Raw genomic sequence first — 20,728 nt, forward strand, 5'->3', positions numbered from 1 at the left:
GAGCACAAAAAAAGCGCCACGGTTTCCCGTGGCGCTTTGCACATCGACAGATCGACTGACGCCGCTCAGAACGACGGCACGACCGATCCCTTGAACTCGGTCTTGATGAACTGGCGCACGTCTTCCGACTGGTAAGCGGCGACCAGCTTCTTCACCCAAGGCTGATCCTTGTCCTTCGTGCGCACGGCGATCAGGTTCGCGTACGGGCTATGCGCGTCTTCGAGCGCGATCGCGTCCTTCGTCGGCTGCAGGCCCGCTGCCAGCGCGAAGTTCGTGTTGATGGCGGCGGCGTCGACGTCGGCGAGCGAGCGCGGCAGTTGCGCGGCATCCAGTTCGACGAGCTTCACCTTCTTCGGATTGTCGGCGACATCGAGCGGCGTCGCGTTGCTGCCGTTCGTGCCCGCGCCCGCCTTCAGCTTGATCACGCCTTGCGACTGCAACAGCAGCAGCGCGCGGTTTTCATTCGACGGATCGTTCGGCACCGCGACCTTCGCGCCCTGCGGCAGATCCTTCACCGACTTCAGCTTCTTCGAATAGATGCCGAGCGGCGAGATGTACGTCAGGCCGACGTTGACGATCTTGTAACCGCGCTGCTTGATCTGGCTGTCGAGATACGGCTGATGCTGGAAGCTGTTCGCGTCGAGATCGCCGGCGTCGAGCGCGGCGTTCGGCTGCACGTAATCGTTGAACTCGACAACCTTGACGTTCAGGCCTTCGCGCTTCGCGACCTTCTGCACAACCGACCAGATTTGCGCATCGGGACCGCTAATCGTGCCGACCTTGACGACCTTGTCGTCGGCGCGCGCGCCGAAGCTGGTGACGAGTGCCGCCGAAGCGAGCGCTGCGGAAAAAACCTTGATGAGTGTTCTGCGCTGCATGTGATTCTCTCTTGACTGCCTTGTTTCAGATTCGTGCCCGACGGCGGGCAAACGGTTGTTGCCCACGATCCGTCGAGCGTGAGATCGTCTCACAGGCGTGCAGCGATGTGAAATACAGGGATCGCATATGGGTATGCGCATGCAGCGCCCGGCCGCGCGCGGAAAGTCCGCTGCGCGACAAGGCCACGCAAAGGCGTGTTCGCAAAGAACCACAGCAGCGCGATCGTCGATCGCAACCGCCGCCGCCTGCATTTAGTCGACGATGCGGTTGCGATCGACGGATGCGCAACTGGTCAGAACGTCGTCCAGTCGTCGTCGGAAGACTGGACCTTCGCCGGGCGCGGCCGCTCGGCGGACTTTGCAGCGGGCTTCGCAACTGGCTTCGTTGCAACGCTCGGCGCTGCGTCCGGCGCGGCTTTCGTCACGGGAGCAGCCGGCGCGGGCGGCGCTTTCGCGATGGCATCCGCAGCCTTCTTCGCCGCCGATGCAACCGTCTTCGATGCAACGGCCGCTTCGCCGCCGTTCACCCGGAACATGCCGATCGCCTGTCGCAGACGCGCCGCCTGATCCTGCAACGACGACGCTGCGGCGGCAGCCTGCTCGACGAGCGCGGCGTTCTGCTGTGTCACTTCGTCCATCTGCGTGACCGCGCGGCCGACTTGCGAAATACCGCTGCTCTGCTCTTCCGATGCCGCCGCGATTTCGCCCATGATGTCCGTCACGCGGCGCACGGCCTGCATGATGTCGCCCATCGTCGTGCCTGCCTGCTCGACGAGCGTATAGCCGTTGTTGACGCGCTCGACGGATGCGCCGATCAGTTGCTTGATCTCCTTCGCGGCCGTCGCCGAACGTTGCGCGAGGCTGCGCACCTCGCCCGCGACGACTGCGAAGCCGCGCCCCTGTTCGCCCGCGCGAGCCGCTTCGACGGCTGCGTTCAGCGCGAGAATGTTCGTCTGGAACGCGATGCCCTCGATCACGCCGATGATTTCCGAAATCTGACGTGAGCTGTCGTTGATCTCCGTCATCGTCCTGATCACGCGATTCACGACCTCGTTGCCCTTCGTCGCGATCTCCGATGCGTTGTTCGCGAGTCCGCTCGCCTGGCGCGCGTTGTCGGCGTTTTGCTTGACGGTCGCCGTCAGCTCTTCCATGCTCGCTGCCGTTTCCTGCAGCGAGGCCGCCTGCTGCTCGGTGCGCTGCGACAGATCGCCGTTGCCCGCCGCGATCTGCTGCGTCGCCGTTGCAATCGATTCCGCCGACTGCCGGATCTCGCCGATCGCGCGCTGCAAGCGGCTTTGCATTTCGTTCATCGCGGCCATCATGCTCGACGAATCGCCGGCGCGCACGGACACGATATGCGTGAGGTCGCCCGTCGCGATACGCGACGCGAGCCGCGCCGCATCCTGCGGTTCGCCACCGAGGCTGGCGCGCACGTTGCGGATGATGAGCAGCATTGCCAGCGAAATCACCGCGCCGATCACGAGCACGACAATGAAGCGCTCGACGAGGTTCGCGTAGTAGGCGGTGTCGATGTCGCGCACGAACACGCCGCTCGTGATGTTCCAGTCCCACGGCGCGAAATGCACGACATAGCTGATCTTCGGCACGGCCTCTTCGCTGTGCGGCAAGCGTCCGCGATAGGCGGCGAAGCCGTTGCCGGTTGCCTTCGCCGCATCGACGATCGTCACGTACAGCAGCTTGCCATCCGGGTCCTTGAAGTCGCCGACCTGCTTGCCGACCATCTGCGGCAATGTCGGATGCATCAGCACGACGGGCTTCGAATCCATCACGAAGAGGTAGCCAGATTCGCCGTAGCGCATCGTCGAGAGCCGCGCAAGCGCGTCGCGCTGCGCATCGGCCTCGCTCATCTTGCCGGCCTGCGCGAGCGCGTAATAGCCGCTGACGACGCCTTGCGCCGCTTCGACGAGATTCACCATGCCAGCCTTGCGCTCGGCGAGCATCGTCGAGCGCGTTTCGATCGCGCTCCACAATCCGACGCCCAGCAAACCCAGCCATACGAGCGCAAGCGACAGCCATAGCTTGCGGTTCAGACTCATCCTGCTCATTGTGTTGGTCTCTTTGGTGTGGTCACTTCTTCGGCAGATCGCCGGCTTTGGACGTGCCGTCATAGCAAACGATTGCCTTCCTGGATAACGGCAGCCTGGCGCACCGACTTGAGATGGCTTGTGAGGGACACAACGGGCAGCGTCACCAGACGAGTGCGCGGAATGAAAAAAGGCCGCACGTCACCGTGCAGCCTTTCATTGTCGAAACGCGGAGTGCGGTTGTCGCTCTGCCGCTCAGCCCAGCAACAGCTTGAGATCGTGAACCCACGGCGAGGCACCCTGGCCGTCCCGCGCAAAGAGGCGCAGCTTGCCGTCGGTATCGAATACGTAGCTGGCGGCCGTGTGGTCCATCGTGTAGCTGTCGGGCGTCTTGCCCGGCACTTTCGCGTAATACACGCGGAAGTCCTTCGTCACCTTCTCCAGTTGCTGCTGATTGGCGGGACGCAGGCCGACGAACGTCGGATTGAAAGCGGGCACGTATTGCGCCATCAGTTCAGGCGTGTCGCGCTCGGGATCGACGGTGACGAACAGCACCTGCACGCGCTTTGCGTCCTCGGGACCCAACTGCTGAAGCGCCTGCGAGAGTTCGGCCATCGTCGTCGGGCAGACGTCCGGACAGTGCGTGTAGCCGAAGAACAGCACGACGACCTTGCCCTTGTAGTCGGCAAGCGAGCGCACCTTGCCGCTTGCATCGGGCAGCGCAAAATCGGCGCCGAACTGCTTGTTGCCCGTGATGTCGACGTTCGTGAACGCGGGCTGTTCCTTCCCGCATCCCGAGATCAGCGCCGCGCCGCCGAGCGCGCATGCGACGAGTGCAACGCGCGCCGCGCGCGCGAACCGTTTGGTGAGCATGGTATTACGCGCCGATCAAGGCACGCGCATAGTGGTCGATCAACAACGCCGCGAAGAGCAGCGACAGATAAACGATCGAATAACGGAAGGTTTTACGCGCGAGAGCGTCGGAATATTCCCGATAAATCTTCCACGCATACGCGAGGAATACGGCGCCCAACAGAACCGCCGATGCGAGATACACGACTCCGCTCATGCCCGAGATAAAGGGCATCAGCGTGACGGCGAACAGAATGACCGTGTACAGGAAAATATGCAGACGCGTGTACTTTTCACCGTGGGTATTCGGCAGCATCGGCAGACCGGCGTTCTCGTAGTCCTTGCGGCGATACAACGCGAGCGACCAGAAATGCGGCGGCGTCCACACGAAGATGATCAGCACCAGAATCCATGCGTCGCCGGGCACATGGCCCGTCACGGCGGCCCAGCCGAGCGCCGGCGGCATCGCGCCCGACGCGCCGCCGATCACGATATTCTGCGGCGTAGCGGGCTTCAGCAGCAGCGTGTAGATGATCGCGTAGCCGACGAAGGTGGCGATGGTCAGCCACATCGTGAGCGCATTGGTGAACGTGTAGAGCGTCCACATGCCGAGGCCGCCGAGAATCGCGGAGAACAGCAGAATTTGCACAGTGGTGATTTCGCCGCGCGCCGACGGACGCCACGCGGTACGGCGCATCTTGGCGTCGACTTTCTGTTCGACGAGACAGTTGATCGCGAATGCGGCGCCCGCCAGCAACCAGATGCCGACGGCCCCGCCGATCAGCACCGTCCACGGCACCATGCCGGGCGTTGACAGGAACATGCCGATCACCGCGCAGAAGACGGCGAGCTGCGTCACACGCGGCTTCGTCAGCGCAATGTATTGGGAAATCCTGCTACCGGGCGAACGGGGGAGAGTTGTGCTGTCCATGAAGATCACGCTGGCGCGGCATCGCGCGCGGGAAAGACGGCGCGGCCGGGACGGCTATAAGCGATTCGAAAGTTTAGCATAACGAGCAGGAGCAGCAGGATTGCGGCCCCGCCGTTATGGGCGACGGCAACGGGCAACGGCCATTGCAAAACGATGTTCGACAGGCCCGTGATGAACTGGATCACGATCACGAGCAGCACGACGTTCGCGGGCCGCCGCAGCGACTCGAAACGGCGCATTTTCAGCGCGAACCAAATCAGATACGCGACGACGACGAGCGCGAACGTGCGGTGCGTCCAGTGGATCGCGACGAGCGCGTCCTGTGTAATTACGTCGCCGTCGCCCGTCATGCCGAGCGCGCGCCACAGATGGAAGCCGTGTCCGAAATCCATCGGCGGAATCCACTGGCCGTTGCAAGTCGGGAAGTCGGCGCAGGCGAGCACCGCGTAATTCGTGCTGACCCAGCCGCCGAGCGCGATCTGCACGATCAGCAGCGCGAGGCCGAACAGCGCCGCGGTGCGCCAGCGCGCAGTGTCCGGCTCGTACGCAGGCAATGGCGTCTGACGCGCGGCGAACCAGCCGAGCGTGCCGAGCAGTGCGAGCCCGAGCAGCAGGTGCGTGGTCACGATCACGGGTTGCAGCTTCAACGTCACGGTCCATGCGCCGAACGCGCCCTGCACGCAGATCAGCAGCAGCAGCGACGTCGGCCACCACGGCGACACATGCAGCGGACGGCGTCTGATACGGGCAACCCACGCGATGATCGTCTGCGCGACGATCAGCACGCCGATCGCCATTGCGAAGTAGCGGTGGATCATCTCGATCCACGCTTTGGTCATGCTGACGGGACCCGTCGGCATGGCCTGAAACGCGGCGCTGATGGCCGCGTGCGCGATGAACGGCGACGAGGTGCCATAGCAGCCCGGCCAGTCGGGACACCCAAGGCCGGAATCGGTCAGGCGCGTGAAGCCGCCGAACATCACGAGATCGAGCGTCAGGAACGTCGTGACCCAGACCAGCTTGCGGAACTTGTTGTCGTCGGCTTTCACCCACACGTACGACATCGGCAGCAGCGCAATGCATAGCCCGATCAGTCCCAGTTGCAATACGAACATCTATCTTTCCTTCTTCCGCCACACAGCGCGATTCAACGTGCCCGGGGCACTTTAGCCGATACCCGAATACTTCAGCAGTTTCGTGACGTCACCCTTGATCTTGCTCGGATCCGGGTCTTTGGGGAAACGCATCATCAAGTTGCCGTTCGGATCGACCATGTAGATGTGGTCGGTGATCCGCGTGCCGTCGTCGTCGACGGGCAGCCACGCAGCCACGTCCTTCGGATCGGCGATCAGCATCTCGGTGTCCTTGTAAGCGCTATCGACGATGTCGGACACCTTTCCGGCATCGGTGCGCAGAAACACGTTGACGATGCGCTCGCGTTCGGCCCCTTGCGTCGCGCGCACCTGGCGCATGAAGTACAGCTTTGTCACGCAGGGCGTGTCGCACGCACTGCTGTCGACGGAAACCATCAGCCAGTGGCCGCGCAGCGACGCGAGTTTCATCGGCTTGCCGTCTTCGCCCGTCACCACCAGCGATTCGGGGATGGGACGCTGCGGCTCGACCAGCTTCCCATAGCTCGTCGTGCCGCCCGTCGGCTTGATGACGTAATACGCGATGTAAGCGCCGATCGCCGGCGCCGCGCAGACGAACGCGATCAGCAGCATCATCCAGCGACCGCGCTGCCATGAGCCCTTGCCGGCCGGCTGGCGACGCATCGTGCCCTGCGCTGGCTTCTGTCCTGCTTGCTGGGAGCGGGGGTTCTGCGTCGACACTACTTGATCCTCTTTCAATGATGGTGCTGTTGGCGGCGCTTCCGGATGTCGTCCGAAGCGCCCGTCAAACGTCATGCATGCGGCGCCTTTTCGTTGCTGGCGCTGCCCTCGGGGCTCGCGTTCTGCGCGAGCTTTTCGTGCTTCGCGGCGCGTCGAGCCGCGTACAGGCCGAACGCGACGGCGGCTGCGGCCATGGTCCACCACTGGAACATATAGCCGTAATTGCGGTCGACGCCCGACGTCGGCGCTGGCCAGTCGCGCACGAGCCCGTCGCCATCGTCGCTGATCTGCTGGATCACGAAAGGCTGCAGCGGCAGGCCCGTTTCGGTTGCATACGACGCGACGTCGAGGTTCTGTCGAATCGTCTGATGCGCGGCCGAGCCGCCCTCGCCGAGTTCGAATGCGCGGGTCGCGTCGGCGCGCGCGATCCCTTCGATTTCGACTTCGCCCTTCGGCGTTCCATACGGCGCGATGGTCGTGCGCTCGTTCATGTTGCGCGGCAGCCAGCCGCGATTGACGAGCACATAGCCGCCGTCGCGCAGTTTAAGCGGCATCACGACGTAAAAGCCCGGCTGGTCGTTATACGGGCGATTATCGAGGTACACCACTTGCTGCGGCATGAACTGTCCGACGGCCCGCACGCGATGGAACTCGATCGCCTTCAGTTCAACCGGCGCGGCGCCGACAGTCTGCGCGGGCGCGTTCTCGAACTGTGTGATTTGCGCCTGCAGCGCTTCCTTCTGATGCGCGCGATCACGCTGCCAGAAGCCGAGCCGCACGGTCACGGCGACGACGATCAGAATCAGCAGCGTAGGGATCAGACGAATCTTCATCGTGCAATTTCATCGGACGGACGAACCATCGCTCGCGATGCGATAATGACTTCGTTGCCTTCGCTTTCCTGAATTTCAGTCGCTTCCATGCACATTCTCGTTCCCATCGCTTTCGCTCTGATCATCGCCAGCATGGTGTCTGCGCTGTACTTCATGATGCACGACCGCGGCAGGACGAAGCGCATGGTGTGGTCGCTGGCGACGCGTGTCGGTCTGTCGATTTCGCTGTTCCTGTTCATCCTGTTCGCGCACTGGATGGGCTGGATTCAATCGACTGGCATTCCGTACGGCCGCTGACGCACCTCGCCGCCAGTCCACGCCACTGCTTCCTGAGACGCCGCGGCGCGTCCACGACCTGCGCTTCACGACGCTTGCGCTGCGGCTTGCCGACGCGTGCCGTCTCAATTTGACGGCGAAGTATGCCACTTATTTTCGCGACGAACCGGCAATACACCCTTTCGCGATCGGCGAAATTCCCACTCTAGCAAACAAAACGCCGCCCGACGGAGTCCAGGGCGGCGCTGCTGAGACCTTTGCGTGACTGCTTTCAGTGCCGCGCACTCGACATTCGAGCCGCGTTAGCTACGGGATGCTTGCGGCGCATTCTTGCGTCGATATGACGCACGGCGCGCAGGCCCCCGAAGCTCAGAAAACAACGCTCACAGCCAGTACACGACGACGTACAGACCCAGCCATACGACGTCGACGAAGTGCCAATACCACGCCGCGCCTTCGAACGCGAAGTGATGGTCCGCCGTGAAGTGACCGCGAATCAACCGGATCATCACCACGGTCAGCATCGTACCGCCGAGGAACACGTGGAAACCGTGGAAGCCCGTCAGCAGGAAGAACGTCGAGCCGTACACACCCGACGCGAGCGTCAGGTTCAGTTCGTTGTACGCGTGGAAGTACTCGAAGCCCTGCATGAACAGGAACGTGATGCCCAGCACGACCGTCGCGGCGAGCCATGCGATGGCCTTCGTGCGATGGTTCTCGCGCAGCGCGTGGTGCGAGACCGTCAGCGTCGCGCCCGACGACAGCAGCAGCGCTGTGTTGATGGTCGGCACCGGCCACGGCGTCATCGACTTGAAGTGCGACACCAGATCAGCCGGGCCGATGTTCGGCCACACCGCCGAGAAGTCCGGCCAGATCAACTTGTAGTCGAGGCTGCCGAGCTGATGCATCGCGATCGCGCGCGCATAGAACAGCGCACCGAAGAACGCGCCGAAGAACATGACTTCGGAGAAGATGAACCAGCTCATGCTCCAGCGGAACGACGTGTCGACGCGTTTGCCGTACATGCCGCCTTCCGATTCGGAGATGGCGTCGCCGAACCAGTGATACAGCACGAAGAGCAGCCACAGCAGACCGATCAGCGCCGTGATGGGCGCCCACGGTTCGCCGTTCACCCACGACGCAAACGATCCGAGCAGGATCAGCAGCCCAGCCGCCGCGCTGATCGGATGCCGCGACGGATGCGGTATGAAATAGTACGGGCTATCGTTTTGACCGCTCATTCTTGATTCTCCACTTCAGTCCAGTTGTTCCGCTTGGTCCGGTTGGCTCCGCAGCCGCCCGCGCCGCTCTCCGGCTCTCTCTGCAACGTCCAGCGGCGCGCTGCGCTGCGCCGCTCCTCTCCAGTCCGTCCGGGCGTCTAAACAATCGCCCTTGCGCCACTGCATCGTCTAGCCGACCACCACGCGCACGATCAGGATCAACACCCCGATAAAGACCGCCGCGCCAATCAGCGCCGCGATGATCACGTGCAGCGGGTTGAGCTGCGTTGCGTCCGCTTCCAGGTCGCGCCGTTTGCGCACGCCGAAAAACGACCACATCACGGCTTTCATCGACTGGCCGAAACTGCTCTTCCTGCCGCCGCCACCGCTATCGCTCATATCCTCGCCTTCTTTGGGCAAGCGTTTCTGTTACGTGTCACGCGGGATTCGACGCCTTCGCGTTGTCAGCCGCCTGACCTTCCGTGCCGCGCGGCGCCGCCGCTGGCGTGTTCAATTCGAAGAACGTGTATGACAGCGTGATCGTCTTCACGTCCTTCGGCAATTTCGGATCGACGAGGAACACCACTGGCATCCGCTTCGATTCGTTCGCATTCAAGGTCTGCTGCGTAAAGCAAAAGCACTCGATCTTCCTGAAGTACTCGGTGGCCTGCTTCGGCGCGTAGCTCGGGATGGCCTGAGCCTGAATCGTGCGCCCCTGCTGGTTCGTCACGTCGTACATCACCGTCGTCACTTCGCCCGGATGTACGTCGATGCTGTTCTGCTCCGGCTTGAAACCGAGCGGGCCGCGCGCGTTCGCATCGAACTCGATCGAAATCGTGCGGCTCATGTCGACCTGCGTGTTCTTCGCCTCGCGCGCCGTTGCGTCGCGCTGCACGAGATTGTTGATGCCCGTGACCTCGCAGATCGCGCGATACATCGGTATCAGCGCAAACCCGAAGCCGAACATCAGAAACGCGACGACGACGAGCTTGAACAGCATCGAACGGTTAAAAGAACGATCGGCCCCAGTGGGCGGTTGCGTCGACATCGAACTTCCTCAACAGATCGCGTGCACGGGTGATCGACTCGTCACGACAGGTCAGGAAATCCAGACCTGCTTGACGATGGCACCCAGAAAAAAGACGGCGACGATAACAAGCAGAATCAGACCGAGTCGCAGATTGCCAGCGCGAATTTCTTCGGGCGTACGTCTTTTTTGTGGATTCCGGGTCATGCTGAACTTCTCGAACCTTCGTTGCTGCGCAGTGTTTCGGTTCAGTGTTCCGCTCCGGCGCTGCGTTTGCCGGAGCGGGGCTTCGAAGACTGCCTGATCGCTTATTCGACCGTCGGCGGGTTTTCGAACGTATGGAACGGTGCCGGGCTCGGCACGGTCCATTCGAGGCCCGTTGCGCCGTCCCATGGCTTGTCCGACGCCTTTTCGAGTTCGCCGCCGCCACGGTAAGCGGGCAGCGCGACCGCGAACAGGAAGTACACCTGCGCGAGACCGAAGCCGAACGCGCCGATCGTGATGACCTGGTTCCAGTCGGCGAACTGCGCCGGATAGTCGGCGTAGCGACGCGGCATACCGGCAAGACCAACGAAGTGCATCGGCAGGAACGCGAGGTTGAAGAAGATCAGCGATGCCCAGAAGTGGATCTTGCCGCGCGTCTCGTTGTACATCCAGCCCGTCCACTTCGGCGACCAGTAGTACCACCCGGCAAAGAGCCCGAACAGCGACCCCGCCACCAGCACGTAGTGGAAGTGCGCGACCACGAAGTACGTGCCGTGGTACTGGATGTCGAGCGGCGCCATCGCGAGCATCAGCCCCGTCAGGCCGCCGAACGTGAACACGAACAGAAAGCCCACTGCGAACAGCATCGGCGTTTCGAACGTCAGCGACCCCCGCCACATCGTCGCGACCCAGTTGAACACCTTCACGCCCGTCGGCACTGCGATCAGCATCGTCGCGTACATGAAGAACAGCTGGCCCGTGACAGGCATGCCCGTCGCGAACATGTGGTGCGCCCACACCATGAACGACAGGATCGCGATCGACGCCGTCGCGTACACCATCGAGCTATAGCCGAACAGCGGCTTGCGCGCGAACGCCGGGATCACCTGCGACACGATCCCGAACGCCGGCAAGATCATGATGTACACCTCGGGGTGCCCGAAGAACCAGAAGATGTGCTGGTACATCACCGGGTCGCCGCCGCCCGCCGCGTTGAAGAACGACGTGCCGAAGTGGCGGTCGAACAGCACCATCGTGATCGCGCCCGCGAGCACCGGCATCACGGCGATCAGCAGGTACGCGGTGATCAGCCACGTCCACACGAACATCGGCATCTTCATCAGCGTGAGGCCGGGTGCGCGCATGTTCAGGATCGTGACGACGATGTTGATGCCGCCCATGATCGACGACGCGCCCATGATGTGGACCGCGAAGATCGCGAAGTCCATGCCCGGGCCCATCTGCGTGGACAGCGGCGCGTACAGCGTCCAGCCCGCGGCCGTCGCGCCACCCGGCGTGAAGAACGAACCGACCAGCAGCACGGCAGCGACGGGCAGCAGCCAGAAGCTGAAGTTGTTCATCCGCGCGAAGGCCATGTCCGATGCGCCGATCTGCAGCGGAACCATCCAGTTTGCGAAGCCGACGAAGGCCGGCATGATCGCGCCGAACACCATGATGAGGCCGTGCATGGTGGTCAGCTGGTTGAAGAACTCGGGACGCATGATCTGCAGACCCGGCTCGAACAGTTCGGCCCGGATCGCCAGCGCCATCACGCCCCCTGACAGGAACATGATGAACGAGAAAATCAGATACAGCGTACCGATGTCCTTGTGGTTGGTCGCGAACAACCAGCGACGCCAGCCGTGCGGCGTCGCGTGCGCGTGGTCGCCGTGGACGTGCTCGTGCCCCGCGGTTACATCGTGTCCGATGCTAGACATGACAATCTCCTAAATCGAATGCTGCTTTTCTCTGACTGTGACACGTCAGGCCGCTGGGCTGATCTCGACCCGGCGCGCTTCCTTCGCGTCCGCACCGCCCGTGATCGTCTCCGGCTTCATCAAAATAATATGGTCTTCGGCGATGCCGGCTGCCTTGAGCGCATCGCGCACGGCTTCTGCACGCGCCTTCGCGAGCTTCGCGTTCTTGTCGGCCGAACCCGTTGAGTCCGTGTAGCCCGACAACGTGAACTTCGCATCGGGATGCGCCTTCGCGTACGCGGCGGCCGCATCCACAGCGGCTTTCGCGTCGGCGGGCAGCGTGCTCTTGTTCGTTTCGAAGTAGATCGTGGCCGGCAGCGACGCTTGCGGCGCAGATGCCGCTGCATTGTCCGAAGCGCCCGATGCCGCCGCGGGAGCCGATGCGCCCGCTTCGCCGCTCGCCGCTGCCGCGCCGCTCGCGCCTTCCGCGCCGCTCGCAGCCGTTGCCTCCGACGCTGCCGCCGCCGCTGCGCCTGCCAGGTGATCGCCACCCGACGGCAGACGGCCGTTGCGCGCATCCGCGACCTGCTTCGGCTGCAGGATGTCGCCCGTGTGGTTGCCCCACGAATTGCGCTCGAACGTGATGACAGATGCGATCTCGACATCGTTCAGCGTCGGCGCCCACGACGGCATCGCATTCTTGCCCTTCAGCACGATGCTCACGTGATCGGCGAGCGGGCCGTTCGTGACCTTGCTGCCATCGAGCGCCGGGAACGCGCCACCGCCCTTGCCTGTCGGCTGGTGGCAGACCGCGCAGTTCGACGCGTACACCTTGCCGCCGCGCTCCACCAGTTCGGCCATCGTGTAGGTCTTGTTCGGATCGTCCTGGCCGGCGGCCATTTTCTTCTTCTCGTCGTCGACCCATTTCGCGTAGTCGTCATCGGACAGCACATTCACGACGACGGGCATGTACGCGTGCTCCTTGCCGCAGAGTTCCGTACAGAAGCCGCGATACGTGCCGACCTTCTCCGCCTTGAACCACGTGTCGCGCACGAAGCCGGGAATCGCGTCCTGCTTCACACCGAACGCAGGCACGTACCACGAGTGAACGACGTCGTTCGCGGTGGTGATGATGCGGATCTTCTTGTTGACAGGCACGACCAGCGGGTTGTCGACTTCCTGCAGATAGGTATCCGTGATCGGCTGCTGGCCGTTGACTTCGCTACGCGGCGTGGTCAGCGTCGACAGGAAGCTGATGCCTTCGCCCGGACCCTTTACGTAGTCGTAGCCCCACTTCCACTGATAGCCAGTGACCTTGACGGTCAGGTCGGCGTTGGAGGTGTCCTTCATCGCGACGACGGTCCGCGTGGCAGGCAGCGCCATCAGGACGACGATGATGAACGGGACGATCGTCCAGATGATTTCGACGGTGGTGCTTTCGTGGAAATTGGCGGCCTTGTGACCCTTCGACTTGCGGTGCGCGAAGATCGAATAGAACATCACGCCGAACACGCCGACGAAGATGATCGTACAGAGGATCAGCATCAGCGTATGGAGGCTGTAGAGCTCCTCAGCGATTCTGGTCACTGGCGGCTGGAGATTGATCTCGTTGACGCGGGGGCCGCCTGGACTGTCGCCGACTGCAAGGGCGGCGCCGGCGAAGAGCAGCCCGCTACACGCCAGCACGCCCGTGAGGGCTCGCTTGATTGTTTTCATAGCTTCCTTACCCAAAATTTCCATTCAAACCCTCGACCCCGCTGGAAGGCTGCCCCTCGTCCTCTGGAATGGCGCGTGATTCAATGCGCAACTTTTGACGCCTAACACTGCCTGAGCCACAGACGCAGTTCGTCGGCGAATTGCGCGCGCCGATATTGCGCAAGATGCTGCCCGACCGTAACCGTCTCGCCCCGCGACACCAGCTTGATGTAATCGCGCGGCGTCGCTGCCGGTTCGACCCGCACCCAGCGCGGATTGAATTCGAACTGCGTGAGATGCTCGGCGCTGACCTGTTCGATCACGAGCCGGTTTGGAAACAGCCGGATGCGTTCGTAATCGACGGCATGGCGCGCATAGACCGCAAATGCGACGCCGACAGCGAGCAACTCGATACCCGTGAACGGCAACACCAGCCACGCGCCGCACAGGACCAGCAGGAATGCTATCAACAGCGAGAATGCCGCGAGCGAGACATAGAAGAACACGAATTGCCGCGGCGACACCGAACAATTGCGCTTCATCGTCCAGTCCTTGAGGACGGGTTCCGACTCAGCAAGCAGATCGGTTGCATTCATCGCCGCCTCCCGCGAACCGCCAGTCATCGCATACCGCCAATGCCATTCACGCCCAGCAACTACGGCTGCCCGAACCGCAAACGCCCCGGGCCTGTCGCTCCAATTGTGGGAGCATTGAGCGACAAACTGACGCATTATAGGGCCGATCTATGGCATCCACAAGCAACGCTCTATCGGCCGCCGAGCCAAGCGGCACAAGCCTCTGCGCCGTTTTGACGCAGTTTTGGACGTGGTAATTTCAGACATAACAGATGTCCGCTTTACCGCCTCAACGATTCTTCTGCCGCCCCCGCCCTATGTCTTCGATTCGCACGATTCCGTGCCCTTCGGGGGTCATCCGAGGCACGGCCTTCCATGCGTGTCCGTAGATCACCTCGAACGTCAGAGGGATCGTGCCATCGGCGCGCCGGCGCGCTTCGAGCGCGGCGAGCAGCGCCTTGTGCATGCGCCTCGACGCGACGCCCGGCAACCCTTCGCGCTGCAACGGATAAGCGCCCCAGCGGCGCACATCGGCGAGCAGCGACTCAGGTGACTTGTAGGTGATGGTCAGCGTCTCCTGGTCCATCACGGGAATTTCGAAGCCACTTTCGACAAGCATATCGCCCAGATCGTGCATGTCTACGAAGTCGATTACATGTTTGTGCGTATTGACGCCGTGCGCCGCTTCGATCTCGGCATACGCGCCGCGCAGTTCTTTCAGCGTGTCGGGTCCGAGCGTACTGAACATCAACAGGCCGTTGACCTTCAGCACGCGCTGCCATTCAGGGAAAACGAGATCGGGCCGCGAATGCCAATGGAGCGCGAGGTTGGACCAGATGAATTCGAATGCGCCCGACGCAAAAGGCAGCGCGGAGAAATCGGCTTGAGCGAAGCGCGGACCGCGTGAGCCGAGCGCCTTGCCGAGCGATGCGGGCAGAAAGCGCCGCCAGCGGGTATCGGTGGCGTCGTGCCTGACGGCGCGCGCGAGCATCGCTTGCGACAGATCGGTGCCGAACACGGGCGCTTCGGGAAAGCGCTCGCGCAGCGAAGGGAGATCGTCGCCGGCGCCGCAGCCCGCATCGAGCACCTGCGCCGGATTCACCTTGATGTAGTCGAGCCGTTCGCGCATGCGCTGCGCGATCTCACGCGGCAGGAACGCAACGTCGTCGAACGTGGCGGCCCGGCGGTCGAAAATCTTCCGAATGCGGCGCGAATCATAGGCCGGACGGCTAGTTTCGGTGACAGACACGGTCATTGGAGTCGTACGGACGAAGAGTGCGAAGTATACTCGCTCGATTCCGTCCCTTCAGTGTCAGCGGCCTTCGGAGGCGTGTCGATATGCCGAATTGGGCTTTTCGGTGGTCCCGCTCGGGCGGTTCGCGCCACACGTTTCGCGAACGGCTCGTCCGCGTCGCGCAACATTCGATCTCGGCACTGCCGACACTCACGCGACTCGCGTTGCCGAATCTCTGCGCGTTGTGCGGCAATATGTCGCATCGAACGCTGTGCAGATTTTGCGACGAATCATGGTGGAACGAAGCGCGCCTGCGCTGCACCGTGTGCGCGGTTCCGCTGAGCGGCTTTCGGCGCGCGAGCGTCACGCGATATCGTTGCGGCAACTGCATCGCGACACCGCCCGCATTCGACGCGACGCTCGCGGTCGCCGACTATCGCGCGCCGCTGGACGCGCTCGCAGTCGGGTTGAAGTTTCGCGCGCGGCTTGCGCTCGCGCACGAGTTCGCACGGCGCCTTGCGTGGTCCGCTGCGGATGCGCTCGACGAACGCGACCGCCCCGACGTCGTCGCGCCCGTTCCGCTTTCGGCGCGGCGGCTCATCGAGCGCGGCTACAACCAGGCGTGGGAAATCGCGCGGCCCTGTGCGAAAGCGATGGTTGTTCGCAGCGATGCTGCGCTCGTGCGGCGCGTGATCGACACGGCGCCGCAATCGAAGCTCGATCGCGAGGCGCGCAGGCAGAATGTCGGCCGGGCGTTCGAGGTCGTCAAGCCGGTGCGTGGCCTGCATGTCGCCATCGTCGACGATGTGATGACGACGGGTGCCACGCTCGACGCGTTGGCCCACACACTGAAGGCAGCAGGCGCGCGTCGCGTGACGAACCTCGTCGCGCTTCGGACGCCGAAAAACTAGTTTCCAATTCACCCGCTTATGTTCAACGTCGTTCTCGTCGAGCCTGAAATTCCGCCGAACACCGGCAACGTGATCCGCCTGTGCGCGAACACGGGCGCGCGCCTGCATCTGATCGAGCCGCTAGGCTTTCCGCTCGACGACGCCAAGATGCGCCGCGCCGGTCTCGACTACCACGAGTACGCGCAGATGCACGTGCATCGCGATTGGGATGCGCTGATCGAAAGCGAGTCGCCTGACCTTGCGCGCATGTTCGCGTTCACGACTCGCGGCTCGAGTCCATTTCATTCGCACGCGTTCAAGCCGGGAGACTGGTTCGTGTTCGGCGCGGAAACGCGCGGCCTCCCGGACGCCGTACTGAACCGCTTTCCGAACGAACAGCGCGTGCGACTGCCGATGCGTCCCGGCAATCGCAGCCTGAATCTGTCGAATACCGTGGCCGTCGTCGTGTTCGAGGCGTGGCGTCAGGCGGGATTCGAGGGCGGCGCCTGAAGGCGTCGCTCGAATTCGGTCCGATAGCGCGAGAACATCGTTTCGTCGAAACACGCGAAGATCACGCGTTCGACGAAAGGCGCATGGGGCAACATGTCGATCGTGGCCTGAACGGCGATGCGCACCGCGTCGTCGGCGGGGAAGCGATAGACGCCGCAGCTGATCGCGGGAAACGCGATGCTCTTCGCGCGCGCGTCCTGCGCGAGTTCTAGCGAGCGCCAGTAGCACGAAGCCAGCAGTTCCGCCTCGCCGCGCTCGCCGCCGTGCCACACAGGGCCGACCGCGTGAATCACATGACGCGCCTTCAACCGGTAGCCGCCCGTTATCTTCGCGTCGCCTGTCACGCAGCCGCCTAGCCGCTCGCATTCGCGCAGCAGATCAGGGCCCGCCGCGCGGTGGATCGCGCCATCCACGCCGCCGCCGCCCAGCAATGACGTGTTCGCCGCGTTGACGATCGCGTCGACGTCGAGCGTCGTGATATCGACGACGCGCGTCTCGAGCGTGCAACTGCCAATGGTGAGCATGGGAAAACCTCCAGGTTCGATACAGCTCGTTAGGAGGTGGACAGCAGAAGCAGCGAGCCGTTCGGCGCGAAGCTTTACCGGCTGCGCAAAACACTTTCAGGCAATTTGCAGCGATGAAGCTTCTACACGCCGATCGGCAACAGACGCGCTGCGTTTCTACTCGGCCTTGGCGTCGCGGCGCAGCAGCGCGCTGACGGCATCGAGCGGCGCCACGCCTTCAAACAGCACATCGCAGACGGCCGCCGTGATCGGCATGTCGATACCGTTGGCCTGCGCGATCGCGAGCACGCCGCGGGCGCAGCGCACGCCCTCGGCGACATGCCCGAGCGCGTTGAGAATATCGTCGAGCGAGCGTCCGCTTGCGAGCTGCATGCCGACCGTGCGGTTGCGCGACAGGTCGCCCGTCGCCGTCAGGATCAGGTCGCCGAGGCCGGTTAGGCCCGTGAACGTCTCGGCGCGGCCACCGAGCGCCGTGCCCAGACGCGACATTTCCGCCAGACCGCGCGTGATCAGCGCCGCGCGCGCATTCAGACCGAGCCCGAGGCCATCGCCGATGCCCGTCGCGATCGCGAGCACGTTCTTCACCGCGCCGCCGACTTCGACGCCGATCACGTCATCGCCGCTATAGATGCGCATCGCGCCGTGATGGAACGCCGCGACGGTCCGCTCGCGGCACGCCGCCGACGCGCTCGCCACCGTCAATGCGACGGGCAGCCCCTTCCCGACCTCGCGTGCGAAGCTCGGCCCGGACAGCGTGCCATTGCTTGTGTGCCCGCTCAACTCCTGCGCGACGACCTGATGCGGCAGCAGTTGCGTATCCGCTTCGAAGCCCTTGCAGAGCCACACGATATGCGCCGGCACCTTGCCCGAGTCGCGCATCGTGCGCAGCATCGCGCGCAAGCCCGCGACGGGCGTCGCGATCACGCACAGCGCGTCATCGGCGAGCGCGTGATTCAGTGCGAGATCGAGATTCGCTTCGAAGCGAAGCGCGGGCGGCAGCTTGACGCCCGCCAGATAGCGGGCGTTTTCGTGCGATGTGGAGAGTTCGGCGATGAGCGCGGCATCGCGCGCCCAGAGCACCGTATCGTGCCGCGCGGCCAGATGGCCGGCGAGTGCGGTGCCCCATGCACCGGCGCCGAGAACGGCGACCTTCATACCCGGCACCGCCTGCATGCGTCAGTGCTTGGCGGTGCTCTGCGCGCCGCCTTCCTGCGCAGCGATCTGCGCGATGCGCTGCTCGTACAGCGCCTGGAAGTTGATTTCGGCGAGATGGATGGGCGGGAAGCCTGCGCGCGTGATCGCGTCGGCGATGTTCGAGCGCAGATACGGGAACAGGATGGTCGGGCACGCGATGCCGACGAGCGGATCGATCTGTTCAGCCGGGATGTTGCGGATGTCGAAAATGCCAGCCTGCTTCGCTTCGATCAGGAACGCGACCTTGTCGTTGACCTTCGCCGTCACCGTGCCCGTGACGAGAATTTCGAACACCGTGTCCGCGAGGCGCTCAGCCTTCACATCGACTTCGACTTCAACCGAAGGCATTTCCTGCTCGAGGAAAATAGCCGGCGAATTCGGCTGCTCGAGCGACATGTCCTTCAGGTAGATGCGCTGGATATTGAAGAACGGCTGATTGTTGTCGTCGGACATGGTTCTCTACTCCCTAAATTTCGTTGCGGCGGACGGTTGCCGCCAGATCTCGTTGTGCTGCGGGCCGCCCCGAGGGACGGCCTCAAACCGGCCGGTTCAGACGTTGCAGCCGTGTTGCCCGGCCTTCTTTTGTTCGCTACCGCGTGCCGCGATGGACGCGGCGCGCAAGACGTGCGATAGGCGCGTCGAAGCCGCGTTGTTATGCGACAGCTTCGAGCAGCGGCGTCAGACCGCCCGCGCGATCGAGCGCGGACAGATCGTCATAACCGCCGACGTGCGTCTCGCCGATGTACACCTGCGGCACCGTGCGACGGCCCGTGCGCGTCATCATTTCCTGACGGCGCGCCGGGTCCTTGTCGATCAGCACCTTTTCGATGTGCTCGACGCCGCGCGACTTTAGTAGACGTTCGGCCATCTGGCAATACGGGCACACCTGCGTGCTGTACATGATCACTTTGTTCACTTCGCAACTCCTTGTTTGACGACGGGCATGCCCGCTTGCTGCCAGGCGTCGACGCCGCCTTCCAGCACGTGCACCTCCGCGTAGCCCGCGTCGCGCACGATGCGTGCCGCCTTGTTCGACTGCTGTCCGTTCTGGCAGACCAGCAGCACCGGGTTGCTCTTATTCTTCACGAGTTGGCCGACTTTCGCTTGCAGCTCGCCAAACTCGACGTGGCGCGCCGACGGAAGGTGTCCCTTCGCGTAGTCTGCAGCGGAACGAAGATCGACGACGACGGCGTTACGCCGGTTGATCAGCTGCGTGGCAGCCGCGGCCGAGAGGCCGCCGCGTCCACGGCGTGCGATCGTCGGCCACAGGAGCAACGCCCCGGAGATGAGGGCGACCGCGATCAGTACAAGGTTCGTGTAATCGGTGAAAAACTTCACGGAAGATCCGCCGGAAAAAAGGAAGAAATCGGGTTAAATCGGAAAGGGCAATCCGACCATTATAAAATAACCGTCTGACGCGATGGCGACCGCCAGCCGCTGGCTGCGGTATCGCCCCGCTTACCGCTTCCTTACTACCGACCGGCACGACATGTACAAACTCGTTCTCATCCGCCACGGCGAATCGACGTGGAACAAGGAAAACCGCTTCACCGGCTGGGTCGATGTCGACCTGACCGAACAGGGCAACCTCGAAGCGCAGCAGGCAGGCACGCTGCTCAAAGACTCGGGCTACACGTTCGACATTGCGTACACCTCGGTGCTCAAGCGCGCGATCCGCACGCTGTGGCACGTGCAGGACAAGATGGACCTGATGTACCTGCCCGTCGTGCACTCGTGGCGCCTCAACGAGCGTCACTACGGCGCGCTGTCGGGCCTGAACAAGGCCGAAACGGCGGCGAAGTTCGGCGACGACCAGGTGCTGGTCTGGCGCCGTAGCTACGACACGCCGCCGCCCGCGCTCGAGCCGACCGACGAGCGCACGTCGTACGACGATCCGCGCTACGCGAAGGTGCCGCGCGAGGAGCTGCCGCTCACCGAATGCCTGAAGGACACGGTGGCGCGCGTGATGCCGATCTGGAACGAATCGATCGCGCCCGCGATCAAGTCGGGCCGCAAGGTGCTGATCGCCGCGCACGGCAACTCGATCCGCGCGCTGGTCAAGTATCTGGACAAGATTTCCGATTCGGACATCGTCGGCCTGAACATTCCGAACGGCGTGCCCCTCGTCTATGAACTGGACGAAGACCTGAAGCCGATCAAGCACTATTACCTCGGCGATCCGGAAGCGATCGCGAAGGCGCAAGCCGCTGTCGCCAAACAGGGCAAGGCGGGCTGATGCAGCCATCGCCACGGCTTGCCGCGACTCGCGGCGAGCCGTGGTTGTTCAATGATTTCCGGCGCTTGCGCGTGA

General features: G+C 63.3%; 24 protein-coding genes. 4 read left to right on the forward strand and 20 right to left on the reverse strand.

From position 1 onward, the window contains the following. Nucleotides 1-65 precede the first annotated feature (65 nt). The 7 genes from BN2476_RS10930 to BN2476_RS10960 all read right to left on the reverse strand — a co-directional run bounded on the left by BN2476_RS10930 (nt 66) and on the right by BN2476_RS10960 (nt 7,371). On the reverse strand, nt 66-878 hold the full coding sequence (locus BN2476_RS10930) for a MetQ/NlpA family ABC transporter substrate-binding protein (protein ID WP_087734166.1): 813 nt from the start codon (nt 876-878) through the stop codon (nt 66-68). Nucleotides 879-1,171: 293 nt separating this feature from the next. Next, nucleotides 1,172-2,944, reverse strand: coding sequence for a methyl-accepting chemotaxis protein (locus tag BN2476_RS10935; protein ID WP_087734167.1), 1,773 nt, complete (start codon nt 2,942-2,944; stop codon nt 1,172-1,174). Nucleotides 2,945-3,178: 234 nt separating this feature from the next. Then, entirely contained in the window at nt 3,179-3,796 is a 618-nt protein-coding gene (locus tag BN2476_RS10940; RefSeq protein ID WP_087734168.1) for an SCO family protein, read from the reverse strand. A 4-nt stretch (nt 3,797-3,800) separates the two neighbouring features. Further along, complete coding sequence (cyoE, locus tag BN2476_RS10945; RefSeq protein ID WP_087734322.1) at nt 3,801-4,706, reverse strand: heme o synthase; 906 nt, start codon at nt 4,704-4,706, stop codon at nt 3,801-3,803. Between the two features lie 5 nt (nt 4,707-4,711). After that, nucleotides 4,712-5,821 carry a COX15/CtaA family protein gene (locus BN2476_RS10950; RefSeq protein WP_087734169.1) on the reverse strand — a complete coding sequence of 370 codons (1,110 nt, stop codon included), beginning with the start codon at nt 5,819-5,821 and terminating at the stop codon, nt 4,712-4,714. Nucleotides 5,822-5,872: 51 nt separating this feature from the next. Beyond that, the gene (locus tag BN2476_RS10955; RefSeq protein ID WP_087734170.1) at nt 5,873-6,538 is read right to left on the reverse strand and encodes an SCO family protein; all 666 of its coding nucleotides are present in this window, start codon (nt 6,536-6,538) and stop codon (nt 5,873-5,875) included. Nucleotides 6,539-6,609: 71 nt separating this feature from the next. After that, on the reverse strand, nt 6,610-7,371 hold the full coding sequence (locus BN2476_RS10960) for an SURF1 family protein (protein WP_087734171.1): 762 nt from the start codon (nt 7,369-7,371) through the stop codon (nt 6,610-6,612). Nucleotides 7,372-7,458: 87 nt separating this feature from the next. Between BN2476_RS10960 and BN2476_RS10965 the strand changes: the two genes are divergently transcribed. Next, on the forward strand, nt 7,459-7,668 hold the full coding sequence (locus BN2476_RS10965; protein WP_087734172.1) for a twin transmembrane helix small protein: 210 nt from the start codon (nt 7,459-7,461) through the stop codon (nt 7,666-7,668). Between the two features lie 362 nt (nt 7,669-8,030). On the opposite strand, the gene BN2476_RS10970 is transcribed toward BN2476_RS10965, so the two are convergent. The 8 genes from BN2476_RS10970 to BN2476_RS11005 form a co-directional block, all read right to left on the reverse strand. Then, nucleotides 8,031-8,888: a cytochrome c oxidase subunit 3 gene (locus tag BN2476_RS10970; protein WP_087734173.1), complete on the reverse strand. Its 858-nt coding sequence runs from the start codon at nt 8,886-8,888 to the stop codon at nt 8,031-8,033. 168 nt (nt 8,889-9,056) lie between these two features. After that, the gene (locus tag BN2476_RS10975; protein WP_087734323.1) at nt 9,057-9,266 is read right to left on the reverse strand and encodes a DUF2970 domain-containing protein; all 210 of its coding nucleotides are present in this window, start codon (nt 9,264-9,266) and stop codon (nt 9,057-9,059) included. A 37-nt stretch (nt 9,267-9,303) separates the two neighbouring features. Further along, a complete protein-coding gene (locus tag BN2476_RS10980) occupies nt 9,304-9,915 on the reverse strand; it encodes a cytochrome c oxidase assembly protein (RefSeq protein WP_087734174.1) in 612 nt (203 codons plus the stop codon). A 51-nt stretch (nt 9,916-9,966) separates the two neighbouring features. Beyond that, nucleotides 9,967-10,101 carry a cytochrome oxidase small assembly protein gene (locus BN2476_RS47670; RefSeq protein WP_087734175.1) on the reverse strand — a complete coding sequence of 45 codons (135 nt, stop codon included), beginning with the start codon at nt 10,099-10,101 and terminating at the stop codon, nt 9,967-9,969. Between the two features lie 101 nt (nt 10,102-10,202). Continuing rightward, nucleotides 10,203-11,816 carry a cytochrome c oxidase subunit I gene (gene ctaD, locus BN2476_RS10990; RefSeq protein WP_087734176.1) on the reverse strand — a complete coding sequence of 538 codons (1,614 nt, stop codon included), beginning with the start codon at nt 11,814-11,816 and terminating at the stop codon, nt 10,203-10,205. Between the two features lie 45 nt (nt 11,817-11,861). After that, nucleotides 11,862-13,535 (reverse strand): cytochrome c oxidase subunit II, encoded by a 1,674-nt coding sequence (gene coxB / locus BN2476_RS10995; RefSeq protein ID WP_087734177.1) that lies wholly within the window; start codon nt 13,533-13,535, stop codon nt 11,862-11,864. Nucleotides 13,536-13,612: 77 nt separating this feature from the next. Beyond that, nucleotides 13,613-14,086: a DUF2244 domain-containing protein gene (locus tag BN2476_RS11000; RefSeq protein ID WP_087734178.1), complete on the reverse strand. Its 474-nt coding sequence runs from the start codon at nt 14,084-14,086 to the stop codon at nt 13,613-13,615. Nucleotides 14,087-14,354: 268 nt separating this feature from the next. Next, the gene (locus BN2476_RS11005; RefSeq protein ID WP_087734179.1) at nt 14,355-15,320 is read right to left on the reverse strand and encodes a methyltransferase domain-containing protein; all 966 of its coding nucleotides are present in this window, start codon (nt 15,318-15,320) and stop codon (nt 14,355-14,357) included. 83 nt (nt 15,321-15,403) lie between these two features. Between BN2476_RS11005 and BN2476_RS11010 the strand changes: the two genes are divergently transcribed. Continuing rightward, on the forward strand, nt 15,404-16,210 hold the full coding sequence (locus BN2476_RS11010; RefSeq protein ID WP_087734180.1) for a ComF family protein: 807 nt from the start codon (nt 15,404-15,406) through the stop codon (nt 16,208-16,210). 18 nt (nt 16,211-16,228) lie between these two features. Then, complete coding sequence (gene trmL, locus BN2476_RS11015) at nt 16,229-16,699, forward strand: tRNA (uridine(34)/cytosine(34)/5-carboxymethylaminomethyluridine(34)-2'-O)-methyltransferase TrmL (protein WP_087734181.1); 471 nt, start codon at nt 16,229-16,231, stop codon at nt 16,697-16,699. Here the strand turns inward: trmL and BN2476_RS11020 are convergent. From BN2476_RS11020 to BN2476_RS11040, 5 genes are all read right to left on the reverse strand, one after another. Beyond that, nucleotides 16,672-17,223, reverse strand: a complete 552-nt coding sequence (locus BN2476_RS11020; protein WP_087734182.1) for an O-acetyl-ADP-ribose deacetylase — start codon at nt 17,221-17,223, stop codon at nt 16,672-16,674. The two genes, trmL and BN2476_RS11020, sit on opposite strands and share 28 nt — an antisense overlap. Nucleotides 17,224-17,379: 156 nt before the next feature. Then, entirely contained in the window at nt 17,380-18,378 is a 999-nt protein-coding gene (locus tag BN2476_RS11025) for an NAD(P)H-dependent glycerol-3-phosphate dehydrogenase (RefSeq protein ID WP_087734324.1), read from the reverse strand. 21 nt (nt 18,379-18,399) lie between these two features. Next, nucleotides 18,400-18,870, reverse strand: a complete 471-nt coding sequence (secB, locus tag BN2476_RS11030) for a protein-export chaperone SecB (RefSeq protein WP_087734183.1) — start codon at nt 18,868-18,870, stop codon at nt 18,400-18,402. Nucleotides 18,871-19,069: 199 nt separating this feature from the next. Next, nucleotides 19,070-19,333 (reverse strand): glutaredoxin 3, encoded by a 264-nt coding sequence (gene grxC / locus BN2476_RS11035; protein WP_087734184.1) that lies wholly within the window; start codon nt 19,331-19,333, stop codon nt 19,070-19,072. Beyond that, a complete protein-coding gene (locus tag BN2476_RS11040) occupies nt 19,330-19,755 on the reverse strand; it encodes a rhodanese-like domain-containing protein (protein ID WP_087734185.1) in 426 nt (141 codons plus the stop codon). Before BN2476_RS11040 ends, grxC begins: the two co-directional genes overlap by 4 nt. 151 nt (nt 19,756-19,906) lie before the next feature. On the opposite strand from BN2476_RS11040, the gene gpmA reads away from it, so the two are divergent. Next, entirely contained in the window at nt 19,907-20,653 is a 747-nt protein-coding gene (gene gpmA / locus BN2476_RS11045; RefSeq protein WP_087734325.1) for a 2,3-diphosphoglycerate-dependent phosphoglycerate mutase, read from the forward strand. Nucleotides 20,654-20,728 lie beyond the last annotated feature (75 nt).

Source organism: Paraburkholderia piptadeniae (assembly GCF_900007165.1).
Taxonomy (GTDB): domain Bacteria; phylum Pseudomonadota; class Gammaproteobacteria; order Burkholderiales; family Burkholderiaceae; genus Paraburkholderia; species Paraburkholderia piptadeniae.

Coding starts and splice junctions, on each gene's coding strand:
- BN2476_RS10930 (WP_087734166.1), bottom strand. CDS start 878: ATGCAGCGCAGAACACTCATCAAGGTTTTTTCCGCAGCGCTCGCTTCG.
- BN2476_RS10935 (WP_087734167.1), bottom strand. CDS start 2,944: ATGAGCAGGATGAGTCTGAACCGCAAGCTATGGCTGTCGCTTGCGCTC.
- BN2476_RS10940 (WP_087734168.1), bottom strand. CDS start 3,796: ATGCTCACCAAACGGTTCGCGCGCGCGGCGCGCGTTGCACTCGTCGCA.
- cyoE (WP_087734322.1), bottom strand. CDS start 4,706: ATGGACAGCACAACTCTCCCCCGTTCGCCCGGTAGCAGGATTTCCCAA.
- BN2476_RS10950 (WP_087734169.1), bottom strand. CDS start 5,821: ATGTTCGTATTGCAACTGGGACTGATCGGGCTATGCATTGCGCTGCTG.
- BN2476_RS10960 (WP_087734171.1), bottom strand. CDS start 7,371: ATGAAGATTCGTCTGATCCCTACGCTGCTGATTCTGATCGTCGTCGCC.
- BN2476_RS10965 (WP_087734172.1), top strand. CDS start 7,459: ATGCACATTCTCGTTCCCATCGCTTTCGCTCTGATCATCGCCAGCATG.
- BN2476_RS10970 (WP_087734173.1), bottom strand. CDS start 8,888: ATGAGCGGTCAAAACGATAGCCCGTACTATTTCATACCGCATCCGTCG.
- BN2476_RS10975 (WP_087734323.1), bottom strand. CDS start 9,266: ATGAGCGATAGCGGTGGCGGCGGCAGGAAGAGCAGTTTCGGCCAGTCG.
- BN2476_RS10980 (WP_087734174.1), bottom strand. CDS start 9,915: ATGTCGACGCAACCGCCCACTGGGGCCGATCGTTCTTTTAACCGTTCG.
- BN2476_RS47670 (WP_087734175.1), bottom strand. CDS start 10,101: ATGACCCGGAATCCACAAAAAAGACGTACGCCCGAAGAAATTCGCGCT.
- ctaD (WP_087734176.1), bottom strand. CDS start 11,816: ATGTCTAGCATCGGACACGATGTAACCGCGGGGCACGAGCACGTCCAC.
- coxB (WP_087734177.1), bottom strand. CDS start 13,535: ATGGAAATTTTGGGTAAGGAAGCTATGAAAACAATCAAGCGAGCCCTC.
- BN2476_RS11000 (WP_087734178.1), bottom strand. CDS start 14,086: ATGAATGCAACCGATCTGCTTGCTGAGTCGGAACCCGTCCTCAAGGAC.
- BN2476_RS11005 (WP_087734179.1), bottom strand. CDS start 15,320: ATGACCGTGTCTGTCACCGAAACTAGCCGTCCGGCCTATGATTCGCGC.
- BN2476_RS11010 (WP_087734180.1), top strand. CDS start 15,404: ATGCCGAATTGGGCTTTTCGGTGGTCCCGCTCGGGCGGTTCGCGCCAC.
- trmL (WP_087734181.1), top strand. CDS start 16,229: ATGTTCAACGTCGTTCTCGTCGAGCCTGAAATTCCGCCGAACACCGGC.
- BN2476_RS11020 (WP_087734182.1), bottom strand. CDS start 17,223: ATGCTCACCATTGGCAGTTGCACGCTCGAGACGCGCGTCGTCGATATC.
- BN2476_RS11025 (WP_087734324.1), bottom strand. CDS start 18,378: ATGAAGGTCGCCGTTCTCGGCGCCGGTGCATGGGGCACCGCACTCGCC.
- secB (WP_087734183.1), bottom strand. CDS start 18,870: ATGTCCGACGACAACAATCAGCCGTTCTTCAATATCCAGCGCATCTAC.
- gpmA (WP_087734325.1), top strand. CDS start 19,907: ATGTACAAACTCGTTCTCATCCGCCACGGCGAATCGACGTGGAACAAG.